This window comes from Kitasatospora purpeofusca (genome assembly GCF_042691725.1).
Lineage (GTDB): Bacteria > Actinomycetota > Actinomycetes > Streptomycetales > Streptomycetaceae > Kitasatospora > Kitasatospora purpeofusca_B.
The window spans coordinates 6,953,048-6,971,704 of record NZ_CP170483.1 but is presented as its reverse complement, the minus strand read 5'-3'; the positions used below and the strand labels follow the sequence as shown (position 1 = coordinate 6,971,704).

General features: G+C 74.5%; 14 protein-coding genes and 1 pseudogene. 7 read left to right on the top strand and 8 right to left on the bottom strand.

Features of this window, described 5'->3' with window-relative positions:
* Positions 1-75: 75 nt before the first annotated feature.
* On the top strand, positions 76-1,098 hold the full coding sequence (locus tag ACFCLZ_RS29990; RefSeq protein WP_380281019.1) for an L-tyrosine/L-tryptophan isonitrile synthase family protein: 1,023 nt from the start codon (positions 76-78) through the stop codon (positions 1,096-1,098).
* A 209-nt stretch (positions 1,099-1,307) separates the two neighbouring features.
* On the opposite strand, the pseudogene ACFCLZ_RS29985 reads toward ACFCLZ_RS29990, so the two are convergent.
* The 3 genes and pseudogenes from ACFCLZ_RS29985 to ACFCLZ_RS29975 form a co-directional block, all read right to left on the bottom strand.
* A pseudogene (locus tag ACFCLZ_RS29985) lies at positions 1,308-2,084 on the bottom strand (ABC transporter ATP-binding protein); the annotation flags it as partial.
* A complete protein-coding gene (locus ACFCLZ_RS29980; RefSeq protein ID WP_380281018.1) occupies positions 2,081-3,247 on the bottom strand; it encodes a FecCD family ABC transporter permease in 1,167 nt (388 codons plus the stop codon). The gene ACFCLZ_RS29980 and the pseudogene ACFCLZ_RS29985, both read right to left, overlap by 4 nt.
* A gap of 3 nt (positions 3,248-3,250) precedes the next feature.
* Positions 3,251-4,342, bottom strand: coding sequence for an ABC transporter substrate-binding protein (locus tag ACFCLZ_RS29975; RefSeq protein WP_380281017.1), 1,092 nt, complete (start codon positions 4,340-4,342; stop codon positions 3,251-3,253).
* Positions 4,343-4,511: 169 nt separating this feature from the next.
* Between ACFCLZ_RS29975 and ACFCLZ_RS29970 the strand changes: the two genes are divergently transcribed.
* Entirely contained in the window at positions 4,512-5,357 is an 846-nt protein-coding gene (locus ACFCLZ_RS29970) for a helical backbone metal receptor (protein ID WP_380281016.1), read from the top strand.
* Positions 5,358-5,406: 49 nt separating this feature from the next.
* Here the strand turns inward: ACFCLZ_RS29970 and ACFCLZ_RS29965 are convergent, their stop codons facing one another.
* The 4 genes from ACFCLZ_RS29965 to ACFCLZ_RS29950 all read right to left on the bottom strand — a co-directional run bounded on the left by ACFCLZ_RS29965 (position 5,407) and on the right by ACFCLZ_RS29950 (position 12,333).
* The gene (locus ACFCLZ_RS29965; RefSeq protein ID WP_380281015.1) at positions 5,407-6,417 is read right to left on the bottom strand and encodes an LD-carboxypeptidase; all 1,011 of its coding nucleotides are present in this window, start codon (positions 6,415-6,417) and stop codon (positions 5,407-5,409) included.
* Between the two features lie 167 nt (positions 6,418-6,584).
* Positions 6,585-9,215: a hypothetical protein gene (locus tag ACFCLZ_RS29960; protein ID WP_380281014.1), complete on the bottom strand. Its 2,631-nt coding sequence runs from the start codon at positions 9,213-9,215 to the stop codon at positions 6,585-6,587.
* Positions 9,216-9,501: 286 nt separating this feature from the next.
* The gene (locus ACFCLZ_RS29955; RefSeq protein WP_380286323.1) at positions 9,502-10,956 is read right to left on the bottom strand and encodes a lipase maturation factor family protein; all 1,455 of its coding nucleotides are present in this window, start codon (positions 10,954-10,956) and stop codon (positions 9,502-9,504) included.
* A gap of 309 nt (positions 10,957-11,265) precedes the next feature.
* Positions 11,266-12,333 (bottom strand): GAF domain-containing protein, encoded by a 1,068-nt coding sequence (locus ACFCLZ_RS29950; RefSeq protein ID WP_380281013.1) that lies wholly within the window; start codon positions 12,331-12,333, stop codon positions 11,266-11,268.
* A 489-nt stretch (positions 12,334-12,822) separates the two neighbouring features.
* Between ACFCLZ_RS29950 and ACFCLZ_RS29945 the strand changes: the two genes are divergently transcribed.
* From ACFCLZ_RS29945 to ACFCLZ_RS29925, 5 genes are all read left to right on the top strand, one after another.
* Positions 12,823-14,100 (top strand): acyl-CoA dehydrogenase family protein, encoded by a 1,278-nt coding sequence (locus tag ACFCLZ_RS29945; protein ID WP_380281012.1) that lies wholly within the window; start codon positions 12,823-12,825, stop codon positions 14,098-14,100.
* A 392-nt stretch (positions 14,101-14,492) separates the two neighbouring features.
* Entirely contained in the window at positions 14,493-16,592 is a 2,100-nt protein-coding gene (locus tag ACFCLZ_RS29940; RefSeq protein WP_380281011.1) for an ATP-binding protein, read from the top strand.
* The gene (locus ACFCLZ_RS29935; RefSeq protein ID WP_380281010.1) at positions 16,592-17,023 is read left to right on the top strand and encodes a roadblock/LC7 domain-containing protein; all 432 of its coding nucleotides are present in this window, start codon (positions 16,592-16,594) and stop codon (positions 17,021-17,023) included. The genes ACFCLZ_RS29940 and ACFCLZ_RS29935 overlap by 1 nt, the downstream gene beginning before the upstream one ends.
* Positions 17,020-17,400, top strand: coding sequence for a DUF742 domain-containing protein (locus tag ACFCLZ_RS29930; protein WP_380281009.1), 381 nt, complete (start codon positions 17,020-17,022; stop codon positions 17,398-17,400). The genes ACFCLZ_RS29935 and ACFCLZ_RS29930 overlap by 4 nt, the downstream gene beginning before the upstream one ends.
* Positions 17,401-17,457: 57 nt before the next feature.
* Positions 17,458-18,030, top strand: coding sequence for an ATP/GTP-binding protein (locus tag ACFCLZ_RS29925; RefSeq protein WP_380281008.1), 573 nt, complete (start codon positions 17,458-17,460; stop codon positions 18,028-18,030).
* 73 nt (positions 18,031-18,103) lie between these two features.
* On the opposite strand, the gene ACFCLZ_RS29920 is transcribed toward ACFCLZ_RS29925, so the two are convergent.
* On the bottom strand, positions 18,104-18,571 hold the full coding sequence (locus tag ACFCLZ_RS29920; RefSeq protein WP_380281007.1) for a MarR family winged helix-turn-helix transcriptional regulator: 468 nt from the start codon (positions 18,569-18,571) through the stop codon (positions 18,104-18,106).
* Positions 18,572-18,657 lie beyond the last annotated feature (86 nt).

Genomic DNA, 18,657 nt, shown 5'->3' with positions numbered 1-18,657 from the left:
CAGCGTCCCGGCGACCACCGCCGGGGCGTGGCTCCGCCTGCCCGAAGCCCGTTCACCGTTCCATGGAGGACCACCATGCCGCCCGCCGGCACCGTCACCAGCAACTCCAGCAACCCCCAGGCCGACAGCAACGAGAGCAACGTGACCAGCGCGCAGACCACCACCGGGTACACCGCCCCCGACCAGCAGACCGTGGCGCGGCTCTCCGCGGAGATCCTCGACCTGCTGCTCCCGCACCGCCGCGCCTCCGACCCGGACGCCGACGCCGTCCCCGCCGACTTCCCGCTCCAGCTGGAGCAGTTGGCGGACTTCATCACGGCCGGGGACCCGATCCTGTTCACCCTGCCCGGGTTCCCCTGCAAGTCCCCCAACCTCGCCAAGGTGCTCGGCCACCTGCCCGACGAGGGCGAGCGGCTCTCGCTCACCTTCCTCAACGGGCTCGCCGAGCAGATCGGCAAGCTCTACGAGCCCGGCGCCAAGATCCTGATCTGCTCCGACGGCCACATCTTCGGCGACCTCATCCATGTGCCCGACGACCACATCGACCAGTACTCCGACGAGCTGTCCGCGCTGATCGAGCGCGAGGGCCTGAGCAACCTCGACACCTTCGACCTGCGGGCCGTCCTCGGCGACCTGCCCTTCGACGAGAAGCGCGCCCGGGTGCACGCCCAGTACGCGCCGACCAAGGAGGAGCTGCGCGAGCAGGTGCTGACCGACGAGGAGACCGCCAAGCTCTATCGCGGCATCACCCGCTTCCTCACCGAGGACACCTTCGGCTGGACCGGCACCAAGTCCGCCCTCCAGAAGGACTGCCGCCAGCGCGCCTACGGCGTCATCCAGCGCAGCCGCGCCTGGGGCGACCTCATCGCCGAGCAGCACCCCCGCTCGTTCCGGCTCTCCATCCACCCGCAGAAGGTCGGCGTGCTGAAGTTCGGCATCCGGCTGCTGGAGCACGCGGACATGTGGATGACGCCGTGGCACTCCTCGGTGCTCCACCGCCAGGACGGCGAGTGGGAGCTGCTGCGCAGCGAGGAGGCCGCCAAGGCCGGCCGGCTGGTCGAGCGCAACGGCCGCCCGAGCCACTACGAGACCTCCTGACGCCCGAAGGGCGCCGGGGCGGCGGCCACCGGGTGTCCGGAGGACGCCCGGAGCCCCGCCCCGGACAGCGGCGCGCCCGCACCCGGGACGTCCACGTCCGGTCCGTCCACGCCCGGCGGCTCCCCGCCGGGTACGTCCACGGCCGGAACGTCCCGTCCCGGGGCCGCCGCTGAACCCGGTGCGCCCGGTCCCGGCAGCCCCGGGCCGGGCGCACCGGCCGGCGTGCGGTGGTCGAACGCGATCAACGGGTCACCCGTCAGCGGGTGTTCGACCACCGCCGCCCGCACGCCGAACACCTCGGCGAGCAGCTCGGCGGTCAGCACCTCGCGCGGCTCCCCCGAGGCGACCAGCGTGCCGCGGTGCAGCACGTGCAGCCGGTCGCACACCGAGGCGGCCGCGTTCAGGTCGTGCAGCGCGACCAGCGTGGTGCGCCGCTGCTCGCGCAGCAGCGCGAGCAGCTCCACCTGGTGCCGCACGTCCAGGTGGTTGGTCGGCTCGTCCAGCACCAGGACGTCCGGCTGCTGCGCCAACGCCCTGGCCAGCAGCACGCGTTGCCGCTCCCCGCCGGAGAGCTGGGCGAACCGGCGGTCCGGTGCGTGCGCCATGCCGACCCGGGCCAGCGCCTCGGCGACCAGCCGGTGGTCCTCGGCGTCGTCCTTGGCGAACGCCCGCTTGTACGGGGTGCGGCCCATCGCGACCACCTCGCGGACGGTCAACTCGAAGTCCCCGCCGCGCTCCTGGGGCAGCGCCCCGATGTGCCGGGCGGACTGCGCCGGGCTCAGCTCGGACAGCTCCCGCCCGGCCAGCAGCACCCGCCCCGCGCTCGGCCGCAGGTGCCGGTACACGGTGCGCAGCAGGCTGGACTTGCCGCTGCCGTTGGGACCGACCAGGCCGGCGATCTCGCCCTCCTTGGCGACCAGGTGGACGCCGGCCACCACGGTCCGCCCGGCCAGGGTGACGCTCACGTCTTCGACGGCGATTCTCAATTCCGCTCCAGTCGTCGGTCCAGCAGGTAGAGCAGGGTGGGCGCGCCGAGCAGGGCGGTCACCACGCCGATCGGCACCTCCTGGCCGTCGAGCGCGGTGCGGGCGAGCAGGTCGACGACCACCAGCAGCACCGCGCCGGTGAGGGCGGACAGCGGCAGCAGCCGGCGGTGGTCGCCGCCGACCAGCAGCCGGCACACGTGCGGGACCATCAGCCCGACGAAGCCGATCGCCCCGGAGACCGCGACCAGCACCCCGGTGAGCACGCTGGTGACGGCGAAGATCTCGCGACGCAGCCGGACGACGTCGACGCCGAGCCCGGCCGCCGTCTCGTCGCCCATCAGCATCGCGTTCAGCCCCCGGGCGCGGCCCTGGAGCAGGACCATGCCGAGGACCACGGCGACGGCGGGGACGGCGAGTTGGCCCCAGGTGGCGCCGCTCAGGCTGCCCATCAGCCAGAACAGCACGCCCCTGGTCTGCTGCTCGTCGCCGGTCTGCAGGACGAGGTAGCTGGTGAGGCCGGTGAGGAACTGGCCGATGCCGATGCCGGCCAGCACCAGGCGTAAGGGGGAGAACCCGCCGCCGCGCCGGGCCAGCACCCACACCAGCGAGAACGCGGCGAGCGCGCCGAGGAAGGCGGCCACCGAGACGGTGATCCCGGCGATGCCGCCGATGGTCAGCTCCAGGCCGAGGCCGCTACCGAGCACGATCACGCCGACCGCGCCGAGCGAGGCGCCGGAGGAGATGCCGAGCAGGAACGGGTCGGCGAGCGGATTGCGGACCAGCGCCTGTACGGCGGTGCCGACCACGCCGAGCCCGGCCCCGACCACGGCCGCCAACAGGGCGCGCGGCACGCGCAGTTGCCAGACGATGAGGTCCCGGGTGCCGGGCGCCGGGTGCTGCCCGGTGAGGCGGCGGCCGACCACCTCCCACACCTCGCCGGGCGGGATGTCCACCGCGCCGAGCGAGACGGCGGCGGTCAGCGCGAAGACCAGGGCGGCGGTGAGCACGGCGGCGAGCGGTCCGGCGCGCAGCGACCGGACGCGCCTGCGCCGTGCGCCGGCGTCGCCGCCCGCCCCCGTGACGTCCGCGCCGGACGCCTCGGCGGGCACCTCGGGGGAGGTCCCGGGGGACGTCCCGGCAGCGGCGGCGGTGGCCCGGGCCATCGCCTACTGCCCGTTCTGCACGAGCGCCGGGTGGAGCGTCGCGGCGATCTGCCGCACGGTGTCGGCGGTGCGGATCCCGGCGATCGTGGTGACCTCGGAGCCGATCCGCAGGAAGTGCCCCTCCTGGACGGCCTTCAGGCCCTCGGTGGCCGGGAATCCCTTGAGGAACGCCTCGGCCTCGTCGAAGGCCTTGCGGTTCGCCTCCTCGCTGCCGCGGTTGCGCACCGCGAGCTGGATCCAGTCCGGGTTCTTCGCCACCACGTCCTCCCAGGAGACGGGCCGGAAGTCGGCGTCGCAGTCGCCGAACACGTTGCGCGCGCCGGCCAGGGTGATCACGGCGTTGGCGACCTGCTTTCCGCAGACGGCCATCGGTTGCTTTGTACCGGCGTCGAAGTCGAAGAGGAAGTACCCGGGACGCTGCGCCTCCGGTACGCCCGCGGTGGCGTTCTTGACGTCCGTGATCTGCTTCTCCATCGCACCGACCAGTTCCTCGGCCCGGGCGGCCGTCCCGGTGACCGCTCCGAGGCGGCGGACGTCCTCCTCGACCGCGGCGAGGTCGGTGCGCGGGCCCTGCGCGGCCTTGGGGCCGGTGGCGCAGGCCGTGGAGAGCAGCAGCACGTGCTGGATGCCGGCCGCCTTCAGCTCCTCCTCGCTCGGCCCGGCGCCCGCCGCCCCCATCCCCGGCATCGGCCCGAAGGTGTCCACATAGAGGTCGGCGCCGGAGCCGAGCAGCTTCTCCTTGGGGATCAGCGTGTCGCCCAGCACCGGCACCTTCGCGCCCTGGTCGGCGACGGCCGCCGGCAGGCTGCCCTTCCCGGGCGGGAACCCGGTGCCGATGACCCGGTCACCGGCCCCGAGCTGGAGCAGCATCTCCAGCCCGGCCGCGTCGCTGGTGACGATCCGCCTGGGCGCCTGCTTGACATCGGTCTCCCGTCCCGCGCAGTCGGCCACCTTGACCGGGAACGCCCCGCCGGCCCCCGCCTGGGCACTCGCACCGCCCCCCGCGGCGTCCCCGCCTCCGTCACCACCGCCGGAGCATGCCGTGGCGAACAGGGCGACGGCGGCCGCGATACCGCAGAAGACGCGAGGGCGCATCAGTAACTCTCCTGGTCAATGGTTGTGCTCGGGTTCGTCCTGTGAACCCGGACCAGTAGTCGGCCACTGTGCCCGGCCGGTTCCCGTGAGTTTGCCCGTCCGGGCGGCGGCCGGGGCAACGGGCCCCGGAGACGGCCCGGGTGACGGCCCGGGTGGCTAGGGTGGCGGGATGACGTCCCTTCCCGTTCCCGGTGCTCCGGTGGTCGACGACCTCGGGTCGGCGGTGCCGCTCGGCGCGGCGCCGGTGCGACGGGTGGTGTCGCTGGTGCCCTCGCTCACCGAGGCGCTCGCCGCGACCGCGGACGGGCTGCTGGCCGGCGCCACCGACTGGTGCAGCCACCCGGCCGACCTGGCCGTTCCCCGGATCGGCGGCACCAAGAACCCGGACGTGGCCCGGATCGTGGCGCTCGCCCCGGACCTCGTGATCGCCAACGCCGAGGAGAACCGCCGCCCCGACCTGGACGCCCTGCGGGCGGCCGGCCTGCCCGTCTGGGTCACCGACATCCGCACCCTCGACCAGGCGGTCCACTCGCTGGACCGGCTGCTCACCGTCGGCTGCGGGCTGCCCCGCCCGCCCTGGCTCGACGCCGCCGAGGCCGCCTGGGCCCGGGTCCGCCCGCTGCCCGGAGCGGCCCGCCGGGCGGTGGTGCCGATCTGGCGCCGCCCCTGGATGGTGCTCGGCCACGACACCTTCGCCGGAGACCTGTTGCACCGCCTCGGCCTGCGCCTCCCGCACGCCGAGGACCCGGACCGGCCCGAGCGCTACCCCGCCGTCCCGCTCCCCGAGCTGCTCGCCGCCCGCCCCGATCTGGTCGTGCTGCCCGACGAGCCCTACCGCTTCACCTCCGACGACGGCCCGGAGGCCTTCCCGGGCGTTCCGGCGACCCTGGTGAGCGGCCGCCACCTCACCTGGTACGGGCCGTCCCTGGTGGAGGCCCCGGCCGTCCTGGCCAAGCAGCTGGCCCGGACGGTCCAGCCGCCCGCCTCGGCTCGACCGGGGCGCCCGCGGCCGTGACGGCTGCCGGTGCGAGGCGCCCGGGCTGCGGCGTACGCGGCGGCCCCGCTCAGCGCGGGGCGACGGCCGGTTCGTCCAGGCTCAGGGTGCGGACGGTGGCGTCGACGGTGGCGCGGACGCCGAGCGGCAGGGGCAGGTTGGGGCCGGCGTGGCCGAGGTCCACCTGGCCGAGCACCGGCAGCGGCCGGTCCCCCAGCACGTCGAGCACGACCTCGCGCAGCGACGGCGCCGGCGCGTCGTCCGCGCAGCCGGCCGCGGTGACCCGGTGCGGCACCCCGACGACCAGTCCGGCGATCCGGTCGAACACGCCGGACATCCGCAGCAGGTGCAGGTCCTGCCAGAGGGCGGACAGCGGCCGTTCCACCTCCTCCCAGAAGAGCACCGCCCCGTCGAAGCGCTCGGCCGCCAGCGCGAAGGGCGTCGCCTGGAGCGCGACCAGCCGCCCGAGCAGGCCGCCGAGCAGCGGGCCGGAGGCCCGGCCGGGCCGCCAGCACTCCCAGCCGCCGCAGGCGCGCAGTCCCGGCAGCGGTCCGAGCGGCACCGCCGGGTCGGTGAGGGCGCGGCGGTAGAGGCCGGTGAGCGTCGTGGCGGGGTCGCCGCCGTCCGCCGCGGCGTGCCAGGAACCGCCCAGTCCGTACGTCGCCATGTCGCCGTGGAGACCGACCAGGCCGGTGCGGGCGTGCAGCGCGAGCAGGAGCAGCGAGACGTCGCTGCACCCGAGCACCGGCTTGGGGTCGGCGCGGACGGCGTCGACGTCCAGCCGGTCCAGCCACCCGGCGACGGCCTGCCCGCCGGTGTGCGCGACGACCGCCCGGACCTCCGGATCGCGCAGCAGCCGGTTGAACTCCTCGGCCTGCGCCTCGGGCCCGGCCGCCGCCCACCAGCGGCGGCGCCCCGGATCGGCCAGCGGCGTGCGGCGCACCCGGAAGCCCATGGCCGTGAGCGTGGCGACACCCCGCTCCAGCAGCGGCACGGCGTCGGCCTCCAGCGGTCCGGCGGGCGCCGCGACGGCGACGAGATCGCCCGGGGCGAGGGCACGCGGGCGCAGGACGTCGGGCACGGTGAGGCTCCGCTCTGTTGGCGATGATCGACGGTGATCGGTCCGTCCGACCGTCGCCGAGTCTCAACAGCCGACGCCCGTCCGGCAATCGGATTTCGGTGGGTGGACACGCGGGAAGGCCCCGGGACGCGGTCGGTGACCGTGTCCCGGGGCCTTCCCGGTATCCGTCAGCCGCGCGCGGCGGTGACGGCGGCGCCCAGCGCCTCCTTGATCCGCGGCCCGAGGCGGGCGAAGCCGAGCTCCTTCATCGCCGCCCGCAGCAGTTCCTCGTCACTCCGCTCGGCCCCGTCGCCGTCGATCCAGCGCACGATCGCGAGCAGTTCCTCCGCCGAGTACGCGGTCACCGGCCGCCCCGGCGTGAAGTCCGGCTTCTCCGGCCGCCCACCGGCCTCGGGGGCGTCCTCGGCGACGGGCTCCTCCGCGGCCTCCGCCACCGGCTCGGCCTCCTCCTCGGCGGCCGGGGTCTCGACAGCAGGCTCCTCGACGACCTCGACGGCAACCTCGGCAACCGGCTCGGCGACGGGCTCTGCCTCGACGGCGACCGGCGCCTCGGCGACCGGCTCGGCCGCTACCTCCTCAACAACCTCGGTCGCGACCACAACCTCCGCCACCGGCTCCACAGCCAGCTCGGACGTCGCCCCAACCTCAACCCCGGCAACCGGCTCAACGACCTCGACGGCAACCGACTCGGGCTCCACCGGGGCCTCGACGGTCGGCTCGGCCACCGCCTCCTCAACAGCCTCGGTCGCGACCACAACCTCCGCCACCGGCTCCACAGCCGACTCGGACGTCGCCCCGACCTCAACCCCGGCAACCGGCTCAACGACCTCGACGGCAACCGACTCGGGCTCCACCGGGGCCTCGACGGTCGGCTCGGCCACCGCCTCCTCAACAGCCTCGGCCTCGACCGCAACCTCCGCCACCGGCTCCACAGCCGACTCGGACGTCGCCCCGACCTCAACCCCGGCAACCGGCTCAACGACCTCAGCGGCAACCTCGGCAACCGGCTCGGCGACGGGCTCTGCCTCGACCGCGACCGGCGCCTCGGCGACCGGCTCGACCACCTCGTCGGCCGGAACCTCAACGGCCGACTCAACCGCAACCGGCGCCTCGACGGTCGGCTCGGCCAGTGCCTCCTCAACAGCCTCGGTCGCGACCACAACCTCCGCCACCGGCTCCACAACCGGCTCGGACGTCGCCCCGACCTCGACCTCGGCAACCGGCTCAACGACCTCAGCGGCAACCGACTCGGGCTCCACCGGGGCGTCCGCAACGGGCTCCGGCTCCGTGTCGGCCACGGCGGCCGTCGGCTCGGTCGCGATCTCGACCGACGCCTCCACGGCCGGCTCCTCGGCCAGGGTCTCCTCCACCACCGCCGACTCGGTGTCGTCGACGGCGACGAAGGTGGTGAGCACGGCGACGGCCGGCTCGGGGGTCTGCTCGGCCTCGGCGGCGGGCGCGGCGGTCTCCGCCTCCGCCTCGGTGTCGGCGGAGCCGATGGTCTCGGCCTCGGGGGCCACGGGCTGGGCCGGCGGGGCGGCGGTGACGCCGACCAGGTCGTCGGCGGCCGGCGAAGGGGCGGGCAGGCTGACGGTGAGCGGCTGCTCGTCGGCCGTCGCCTCCGCGTCCGTCGCCTCGGTCTCGGTCTCGACCGCCCCATCGGCCGACGCCTCGGCGGACAGCTCGGCAGACGGCTCGGTGGCGGCCGCCTCCGGTGCCTCCTCCTTCTCCTCTTCCTTCTCCTTCTCCCCCGCCCCCGGCGCCAGGCCGTCGCGCTGCCCGCCCGCCAGGGCCTGGCGGGCGGCGTAGGCGGCCTCGGCGGCGCGGCGGTCGGCGCGGGCGGCGGCGAGTTCGGTGAGGAGGTCGGCGAGGCCGGCGTCGTCCAGGGTGGCCCGCAGGCTGCGGAGGGTGGGGAGGCGGTAGAGGGTGCCCTCGTCCGCGGCGAGGCGCTCGACCAGGTCGACGAGGTCCGGGAAGGACAGCGTGTCGAGGTCCTGGCCGGGCAGCAGGCGGGCGAGTTCGCGCACGCCGGTGTTGATGGCCTCGAAGGTCTGCGCCGTGCGGTGGGCCGTGGCGGCGTCGGACGGGGCGGTGGGCAGGGTGCCGGCGGGGGCCAGGGCGGCCCAGGCCCGGCGCTCGACCTCGGCGGAGGCGAGCGCCTCGTGGAGGTCCTGCGTCCGGGGCCGGCCGGTGGTGGCGGCGAGGGCATTGGCCTGCTTGCGCAGCGAGCGGCCGCGCAGCCAGGAGAGCTTGACGCCGCGCTCGCGCCGCCAGGCCCGGTCGGCGGTGGCGGCGATCAGGCCTTCGAGGTCGGCGTCGTACGCGGTGGGGGCGAGGACGGTCGAGGTGCGGCGGACCAGCTGGAGCATCTCGACGAGCACCGCGGTCTTGCCGACGGTGTCCGGCGCGTCGAGCTTGACGTCGGCGGCGAGCGCGGTGACGTCCTCCCAGACCTGCTGGAGGTCGTGGCCGCGCAGCTCGGCGAGGACGGTGGACGCGGCGCGGGCCTCCTCGGGGGTGGCGACGGTGTCGAGGGCCGCGTACCAGGGGTGGGTGTCGGCGGTGAGCGTGAACGCGCCGAGTTCGGCGTAGCGGCCGAGGTCCTCGCGGAGGTCGGTGTCGGCCGGGGCCGCGGTGTCCGCGACGTCCGTCTCCGGTGCGGCCGTTGTGTCCGTCGTCTCCGGTGCGTCCATGGTTTCGGCGGTGTCCGTGGCGGCCTTCGTGTCCGTGGTGTCCTTGACGTCTGCGGAGCCGGCTGCGTCGGCCGCGTCGGCGTTGCGGGAGTGAAGCACTGTCATGTGAGGTCCGGTTCTGGGCGGCTGCGGCGGGGGCGTGGACGGGCGGCGAGGGGGCGGCGGTCCGGGTGCGCGGCGGGCCTCGGAGCGAGGGGCCGGGGGCGCGGTCGGGCTGCCGGTCGGAGGCCAAGAATACGGGTGCCCGTTCGAGCCATGCACGCACCCACCGCCCCTCGGGGTGGTGTGGCGTGCCATACCGCCCGCCCGGGCGCCACCCGGGAGGGCCGGTCGGGTGGTCGTCCCCGTGCCCGCGTCGCTCGTCCGCAGGTCGGTGCCGCCCGCCTGCCGCCTACCGCGCGGGCGGCGGGCGGTGGCCGGCGCGGGCCAGGGTGGCGAGGTCGACCGGCGCGAGGTACTCGTAGAGCGCCGTGCGGTGCCACCACGCGCCGGTTTGCCGCAGTTCCCGCCAATCGGTGAACCGGTAGAGGTGGAGGGTCGCCCGGACGTGGGTCGGCGGGCCGTCCGGGAAGGGGTTGTGGCGCAGCAGGCGCAGCGTGTCCGGGTCGTTGACCAGCAGGCGGGCGGCGAACGGCAGGAACCACGGCCGGGCGTAGCCGGGCGAGATGCCGGCGAACCACATCAGCCAGTCGAGCCGCAGGTGGTAGGGGGCGTACTGGCGCGGGACGCGGCGCACGTCGCCGGGCTTGCCCTTGAACCCGTACTCCTTCCACACGGTGTGCCGGGTGAGCACCGCCTCGTCGGTGCCCTCGACGACGACCTCCTGGCGGATCCGGTTGACGCTGCCGAACGCCCCGTAGGTGTTGACCAGGTGGAGGCGGTTGAAGGAGCGGTTCATCACCTGGCGGCGGGAGACCATGTTGCGGACCGGCCAGTAGCTGAGGACGAGGACGGCGGCGGTGAGGGCGAGCGCCAGTGCCTCGAACCAGACGGGTGCCGGGCCGTAGTCGCGCGGGTGGACGGGCAGGCCGAGGCGGGCGGGGTCGACGGCGGCGAGGGCGAGGGCGATGGTGAGCCAGTTGAGCCAGGCGAAGTTGCCGGAGGCGACCAGCCAGAGCTGGGTGGCGACGACGACGCAGGCGGCGTAGGTGGCGACGGGCTGCGGGAGGAGGAGGCCGACCGGGACGACGAGTTGGGTGACGTGGTTGGCCGCCGCCTCGACGCGGTGCAGCGGGTCGGGCAGGTGGTGGAAGAACCAGCTGAGCGGTCCGGGCATGGGCTGGGTCTCGTGGTGGAAGCGCAGGCAGGTCAGGTCGCGCCAGCAGCTGTCGCCGCGCAGTTTGATCAGTCCGGCGCCGAACTCGACCCGGAAGACCAGCCAGCGCAGCAGCCACAGCACGGGGACGGGCGGGGCGGTGTCGGCGTTGCCGAGGAAGACGGCCAGGAAGCCCGCCTCCAGCAGCAGCGACTCCCATCCGAACGAGTACCAGGTCTGGCCGACGTTGACGATCGACAGGTAGAGGGCCCACAGCGCCGTCCAGCAGAGCATCGACGTCCACAGCGGGACGGCGTCGCCGAGGCCGGCGACGAGGGCGGCGGAGAGCGCGGCGCCGCTCCAGGAGACGGTGGCGAAGAAGCGGTCGCTGTAGTGGAGGTGGAAGAGGCCGGGCGCGTGCCGGAACGGGATCCGGGCGGTGAAGCGGGGGACGGGGAGCATGCCGCGGCTGCCGATCAGGGCGCGGAACTGGAGGGCCGCGGCGAGGAAGCCGGTGAGGTAGAGGGCGGCCAGCAGCCGTTGCACGAGCAGTCTGCTGAGCCAGTACTCGGGGGCGGCGAACCACTGCATGCGGCCCATGCCTACCACCGGCGGTCGGCGCGCGGGCGTGCGCGGCGGGACGGCGCCCGGCGGTTCACCCGGACGGCGTTCACCCGGACGGCCCCGGCTCGCACTGCCTCGGCTCGCACGGCGGCCGCTCGCGCGGCATCCGCCCGGACAGCACCGGGGCGGGGGGCCTCTCCTCGGGGGTGAGAGGCGCCCCGCCGCGGTGGCGGACGCGGCGGTGCGGGCGGGCGGGGAGGATCGGAGAAGGAGGATCGAAGGGGAGAAACGGGACGGGGAGGACAGGGAAGGGACAGGCCAAGGAGCGGCCGGCGCTCAGGCCGGCAGGACGATCCCGGCCTCACCGCCACCGACGAGGCCGGCACGGTTGACGGAGGCGCCGCCGCTCTGCTGGAGGCGGTCGACCAGGAGCGCGGCCAGGGTACCGAGCTCCTCCTCGGTGCGGGACTGCGCGGTGACGTCCATGCCGACCGTGAGCACGCCGCTGACCTGGCCGGTGCGGGCGGTGCGCAGCGGGCTGCAGGTGAAGCTGAAGATCTGCTGGCCGCGCTGGGCGTCGGGGCGCAGGGACGGGACGCGCACGTCGTTGAGGACGGTGGCGCGGCCGGTGCGGTAGGCCTCGGAGACCGCCTGCTGGAGGCCGGCGCCGCCGAGCTGCGGGTAGGCCTGGCCGATGGCGCCGTACGCCGCCGGGGCGCCGAAGACCTCGGCGTGCTGGGCGTTGGCGTAGCGGATCTCCTGGCCGGGGCCGTCGGTGAGCATGATCGGGAAGGGCGAGCCGTCGAAGGCGGCGAACATCTCCTGCTGCTGGGCCAGCAGGTTGTCGCGCAGCCGGATCTCGGAGAGCAGGGCCTCGGCGAGGTGCTGGATGTCGCGCAGGCGCTCGCGGCCCCACTGGCGGGGTTCGCGGTCGAGGACGCAGACGGTGCCGATGACGGTGTTGGTGTCGTCGACGAGGGGGGCGCCGAGGTAGGCGCGCACACCCAGTTCGTCGACGACCGGGTTCCCGGCGAACCGGGGGTAGGCGAGGATGTCGTCCAGCGCGAGGGGGGAGCGCTGGGCGACGACGTGCGGGCAGAAGCCGTGGCTCAGCGGCATCTGACGCGTCGGCAGGTCGAAGGCGATGCCCCGGTCGGCCCAGGAGGAGCCCTCGCCGGCCGGAACGTCGGGAGAGGTTGGCGGAATGTAGAGCCCCCGGAACATCTGGCGCTCGTCGTTGATGAAGTTGACCATCGCGATGGGGGCGCGGGTGATGCTGGCGGCCAGGTGGGCGAAGCGGTCGAAGGCCTCGTCCGCGGCAGGTTCGTCGAGGCCCAGGCTGCGAAGCCTGCGGGCCCGTTCCGACTCCCCGGCGGCACCCGGGAACTGGCCTTGAGTGCTCATCACATCAGTCATGGCGCACATGTAATCAGACATCCGACGCCTTCGGCGCTCCCGGCCCGCGCCGTCCCGGATGCTGATGCTCCGTCAAAGCCGCATGTTGGACAAGGAGGCGGCGAGCGGGCTTCCGGACGGGAACCGGCGGGGAACCGGAAGCGGAACCCTCGGATCCAACGGACCCGGGAATCGCGGGCCCCTCGTATCCCCGCCCAGCGGCGTTTCAATCCTCGACAGCCGACGAACGACCCGATCGCGCCAATCCAAGATCCTCGGTAGAGCGCTCCCGACGCACATATGACAATGAGCCCTGCCGAAAATCGGCGGTCCCCAGGGGCAGCGTGGGCCACCGCCGGCACTTCCGCACGCACCCGGATTGCAACGGGGCACCCGGCCGCCACCGTCACATCCCCCACGCCCTCGGCGGCCGACGCGGATCGGCTGCACGGACGGAGGCACATCCACCGAACGAACCGAACCCGAGAGGACCGGGGCATGGCGATGGACTACTTCACCGACGAACGACACGAAAACCTCCGTACGGAGGTGCGCGAGTTCGCGGAGAAGGAAGTGCGCCCGCAGGTGGCCAGAATGGAGGCCGAGCGCCAGGTCGAGTTCGCACTCGCGCGGGAGATCGCCCGCCGGGGTTGGATCGGAGTCACCATCCCGCGCGAGTTCGGCGGGCTGGGACTGGGACATCTCGCCAAGACCGTCATCGTCGAGGAGCTGTCGCGCGTCAGCGGCGCCATGGGCGCGGTGGCACAGGCCTCACAACTGGGCGTCGCCAAGGTCATCCACTTCGGCAACGACGCCCAACGCCGCTACTGGCTGCCCAGGTTCGCCTCCGGGGCGGCGCTGCCCACGATCGCCGTCACCGAACCGGAGTCCGGCGGCCATGTGCTCGGCATGACCGGCACCGCCCGGCGCGAGGGCGACGAGTACGTGCTCAACGGCCGCAAGTGGTTCGTGGGGAACTCGCACGTCGGCGACGTGCACGGCGTGGTGCTGCGCACCGGGCAGGGCAGCCGGGGGCTCTCCGCCTTCCTGGTGGAGCGCGACCGGCCCGGCTTCCGCACCGGCGACCTCGGCTCGCAGAGCGGCCTGCACGGCTTCAGCTTCGGCGAACTCGTCTTCGAGGACTGCCGGATCCCGGCCGCCAACCTGCTCGGCCGGGAGAGCCAGGGCCTGGACGTCGCCTACTCCTCCTCCACCCTGTACGGGCGGCTGAACCTGGCGGCGGTCGCGCTCGGCATCCACGTGGCGATCGTCGAGGACACCGTGCGGTTCGCCGAGGCGCGGGTGCTCTACGGCAAGCCGCTCTCCCAACTGCCCAACATCGCGCTGAAACTGGGCGAGATGCAGTCCCGGCTGATGACCGCCAAGCTCGCCGCTTACCACGCCTCGCACCTGCTGGACCACGGCAAGCCCTGCGACGCCGAACTGATGAACGCCAAGCTGATCAACACCGAGTACGCGATGGACTCGGCGCGCAACGCGATGGAGATCCACGCCGCCCGCGGACTGCAGGCGGAGTTCCACATCGAGCGCTACCTGCGCGACGCCACCCACACCTACCCGCCGGCCGGCACCTCGGACGTCCAGCGGCTGCGGCTCGGCCAGGTGGCCGCGGGCACCTACGGCAAGCAGTGGTCGGTCGAACTCGCCGACCTGGCCGGCTGGGCGTGGAGCGAGGCGGCCGAGCGCGAGGCCAGGGCGGAGGCGGAGCTGCAGGCCGGACAGGCGGCGATGCTGCGGATGCCGCTGGCGGGGTGACCTCCGGATCCGCGCGCGGCGCGGCCTTCCGGGACAGCCCCTCTTGACCTGCCCCTGACGGCTTTCCGGTGACCGGATTCCGGTCGCCGGAAAGCCCTCCGGCACTCCCCCCGGGGCTCCGCTGACCAGTGCGAACACCCGACCGAAGGGCCGTCAAGACTCCCGACACGCTGTCATCAAGCGTTCACATATGGTCAGTTGATGTTGCCCGGAGGACACCTGGGGCTGGTAGCGTGCCTGGAGTCGGCGGCCGTGCTGCATCCGTCCGGACGGTGACCCCACGGGGCGCCGGCTCCGGCAACCCTCCGGGCACCGCCGGCCGCGGCGCCCCAGCGGCCCCGGCCGGACCGCACACGGACACCCCGCCGTTCGGCCCTGCTACAAGGAATCAGATGCCAGGCATATCGGCCCCCCGGACGGGCCACCGCGTCGGCCGGCCCGGCTCCCTCCGCAGCTCGCTCCTCGCTCTCGCGCTGGTCCCCTGCCTCGGCCTCGCCGCCGCCTGGGGCTACGCCGCCTACCTGCTGCGCGACGCCGGGGAGCGCACCGCCCTGTACGCCGGCAGCGCGGCGGTCGGCGCCGTCCTGCTCTGGAGCCTGGCGCGCGGGGTGCACGCGGCGCGCGCACTGCCGGCCCGGATCGCCGCCCTGCGCGCCGACGCCCTGACGCTCGCCGAGCACGAGATCCCGGGGGTCGTCGGCCGGCTGCGGGCCGGCGAGCCGGTCCCGGTCCCGCCCGCCCGGACCCCGCCCCGACGGGCCGGGGACGAGCTCCAGCAGGCCGCCGACAGCCTCGCCGCCGCCCGGCAGGCCACCCTCGCCGCCATCGTCCACCAGGCCCAGGGGCGCGAGGGGACGAAGAAGGTCTTCCTCAACATCGCCCGCCGCACCCAGATCCTGATCCACCGTCAGATCAGCATGCTGGACGCGCTGGAGCGCGAGCACGAGGAACCCGACCTGCTGCGCGAGCTGTTCGCCGTCGACCACCTCGCCACCCGGATGCGGCGCAACGCCGAGAACCTGGTCATCCTCGGCGGCGCGCTGCCCGCCCGGCGCTGGCGCAACGCCGTGCCCATGGTCAACGTGCTGCGCAGCGCCGTCTCCGAGACCGAGAACTACTCGCGGGTCGTCGTCCAGGGCGTGCCCCGCACCTCGCTCGGCGGCCAGGCGGTCGCCGATGTGATCCACCTCGTCGCCGAGCTGATCGAGAACGGCACCACCTTCTCGCCGCCCTACACCCAGGTGCAGGTCTCCGCGCAGGAGGTCCCGAAGGGCCTGGTGGTGGAGGTCGAGGACCGCGGCCTCGGCATGGTCGAGGAGGAGTACCAGCGGCTCAACGAGTACCTGGCGAACCCGCCCGAGCTGGACGTCTCCGCGCTCGGCGACGACCTGCGGCTCGGGCTCTTCGTGGTCGCCCGGCTGGCCGCCCGGCACGACGTCCAGGTCACCCTGCGCCCCTCGCCCTACGGCGGGACCCGGGCCGTGGTTCTGGTGCCGGCGGCGCTGTTGCAGCAGGCCGAGCCGCCGTCCTTCGTCGCGGGCCTGCCGGCGGGTGCCCGGGTCACCCGGTCCCCGGCGCCGGATCTGCGGCCCGGCACCGGGGCGGGCGCCGGCGAGGGCGCCGAGGCGGGCGCGGGCGTGGATGTGGGTACGGGCACCGGCACGGCGGGTACGGGTGCGGGCACGGCGGGTGCGGGTGCGGGTGCGGTCGGCCAGGAGTTGTCGGGCGCGCTCGCCGGGGTGCTCGACGGGCTGCTGGGCAACGGTCCGGCGGCCGGGCGGGGGCCGGGTCGCGAACCGGGCAGCGAGCCGGGCGCCGGCGCGGGTGACGCCGAGGGTGCGGCGCCGGGCGTCGTGCCGGGGGACGGCAGTGTGGTGATCGGCGAGCTGCTCGCCCACTACCCCGGGGGCGCCGGACCGCAGGGCCAGGACGATCCGGGCGACCCGGCGCTCAACGGCGGACTGCCGGTGGGCTCCGCGATCCCCGGCCTGCCGGGCGCGGTGGTCGTGGCCCGGCCCGGCCCGCCCCGGCCGTACCTGGACCCGGCGGACGACCCCGGGCCGGATTCCTGGTTCGGAACCGGGACCGGGGCCAGGACCGGGGCCTGGAGCGGGGCCTGGAGCGGGACCGGCGCACCGGCGGTGGACGGCGGCGAGCCGTCGGCCACGCCCGCGGCGCCCACGCACCAGCGCGCCGGGGAGTCCCACGCGGAGTACGGGCCCGAGGGCGAGCTGCGCACGCCGCGCGTCCTGCCCAGGCGGGTCCGCAACGCCAGCCTCGCCGAACAGCTGCGCGAGGCCCACGCGCCCTCCGCCCCCCACGGACAGCCCTCGCCCCACGGCGGGCCGCCCGGCACCTGCGCCCCGCCCGCCGACGACCCCTCGCCGCAGCGCTCGCGGGCCACCATGGCCGCCATCCAGCGCGGCACCCGTACCGCCCGTGCCACCCCGTCCGAGCCGGACGCGCCCCCCACAGCTAAGGAACAGCAGTGATGACGCAGCACACCGACACCGAGCGCGACCTCAACTGGCTGCTGGACCAGCTGGTGTCGCGGGTCCCGGAGACCCGGCACGCCATCGTCCTGTCCGAGGACGGCCTGCTGGTCGGGCTCTCCCAGGGGCTCGACCGGGCCGACGCCGAGCACCTGTCCGCCGTCGCCTCCGGCCTGCAGAGCCTCGCCCGCGGCGCCGGCCAGCGCTTCAACGGCGGGCGGGTGCGGCAGACCGTGATCGAGATGGACCAGCTGTTCCTGTTCGTCACGACCGCCGGCCAGGGCGCCCGGCTCGCCGTGCTCACCAGCGAGTCCGTCGACGCCGGGCTGATGGCCTACGAGATCAACATGCTGGTCAAGCAGGTCGGCCAGTACCTCACCGCGGCGCCGCGCAGCGACGCCGGCCAACCGGATGCGGGTGGCGGTGCGTGACCGTCGACGCCGCCGAGGCCTGGTTCTTCGACAAGGAGGCCGGCCATCTGGTCCGCCCCTACGCCATCACCAACGGGCGCACCGGCCCGGTCCGTGACGGCTTCGCGCTGATCACCCTGGTGGTCACCGCCGACCCTCGCACGGACACCAGCCGGCTGACGCCCGAACCGGCGGCGATCCTGGACCTCTGCCGCGAACGCCCGCTCGCGGTCGCCGAGATCGCGGCCGTCCTGGACCTCCCGGTGAGCGTGGTCAAGGTGCTGCTGGACGACCTCGCCGAGGCCCGGATGATCCTCACCCGGGCGCCCGTCGAGCTCGCCGAGGCGCCGGACATCGCGCTGATCCAGGCCGTGATCGAGGGCGTCCGCCGGCTCTGATCCGCGCCGGCCCCCTTCGCCCAGTAGCTCGCCCGATCCCCCTTCAGGAGACCCGACGTGACGACCCAGAGCCTGGTCCCGGGTGCGGTCAAGATCCTCGTCGCCGGCGGCTTCGGCGTCGGCAAGACCACCATGGTCGGCTCGGTCAGCGAGATCGAACCGCTGCAGACCGAGGAGCGGATGACCGACGCCAGCATCGGGATCGACAGCCTCCACGGCGTCCAGGGCAAGTCGACCACCACCGTCGCGATGGACTTCGGGCGGATCACCGTCCGCGAGGACCTGGTGCTCTACCTGTTCGGCACGCCGGGCCAGTTCCGGTTCTGGTTCATGTGGGACGACCTGGCGCTCGGCGCGCTCGGCGCCGTCGTCCTGGCCGACACCCGGCGGCTGGAGTCCAGCTTCGCCGCCGTCGACTTCTTCGAGCAGCGCGGCATCCCCTTCGCCGTCGGCGTCAACTGCTTCTACGGACGCCGCGACTGCTCCCCCGAGGACGTCCGTCGCGCGTTGGACCTCGACCCGGACGTGCCCGTGCTGCTCTGCGACGTCCGGGAGCGCGCGTCCAGCAAGGAACTGCTGCTCGCCCTCCTCGACCGGGTCCGCCAGGACGCGCTCGCCGCCGCCCGGTGAGGCTCCGCGCGGGGGGCTCCGTGCGTGGGGGCCCCGCGCGGGGGGGCGGCACCGGTGAGCGGCGGGGGCGAGGTCATGCCTTGGCCGGGGCCGCCGGGGTGAGCTCCAGGTCGTACAGGGCCCGCACCAGCGGCGCCAGTTCGGGGAGGTCGGCGGCCTCGGTGAGCGTCGCCTCCAGGGTCGCGTCGTGCAGCGGACGGGCCGCGGCGAGCAGTTCGCGCCCCTGCGGGGTCAGCTCGGTGTAGATGCCGCGCCGGTCGTCGGCACAGAGATAGCGGCTGAGCAGCCCCCGGTCCTCCAGCCGGCTCACCAACCGGGTGGTCGCGCTGCTGCTCAGCGCGGCCGCGCGGGCCAGCTGCTGCATCCGCATGTGCCAGCCGTCCTGCCGCGACAGCGCCTCCAGCACCGTGTACTCGACCACCGAAAGCCGGTGCTCCGCCTGCAGCGCCTTCTCCAGCGCCGAGTCGATCAGGCCGTGCAGCGCGGCAAGCGTCCGCCAGCCGCTGGCGCGGATCTCGGCGGCGTCGTCCTGGATCCCCATGGCTCGCCTCTCTCTGCTCGGGTTCCGCTCGGGTCGTGCTCCGGTCGAGCTCCGGTGATTCCGGTGGAACGTCCTTCTCCGCCCAA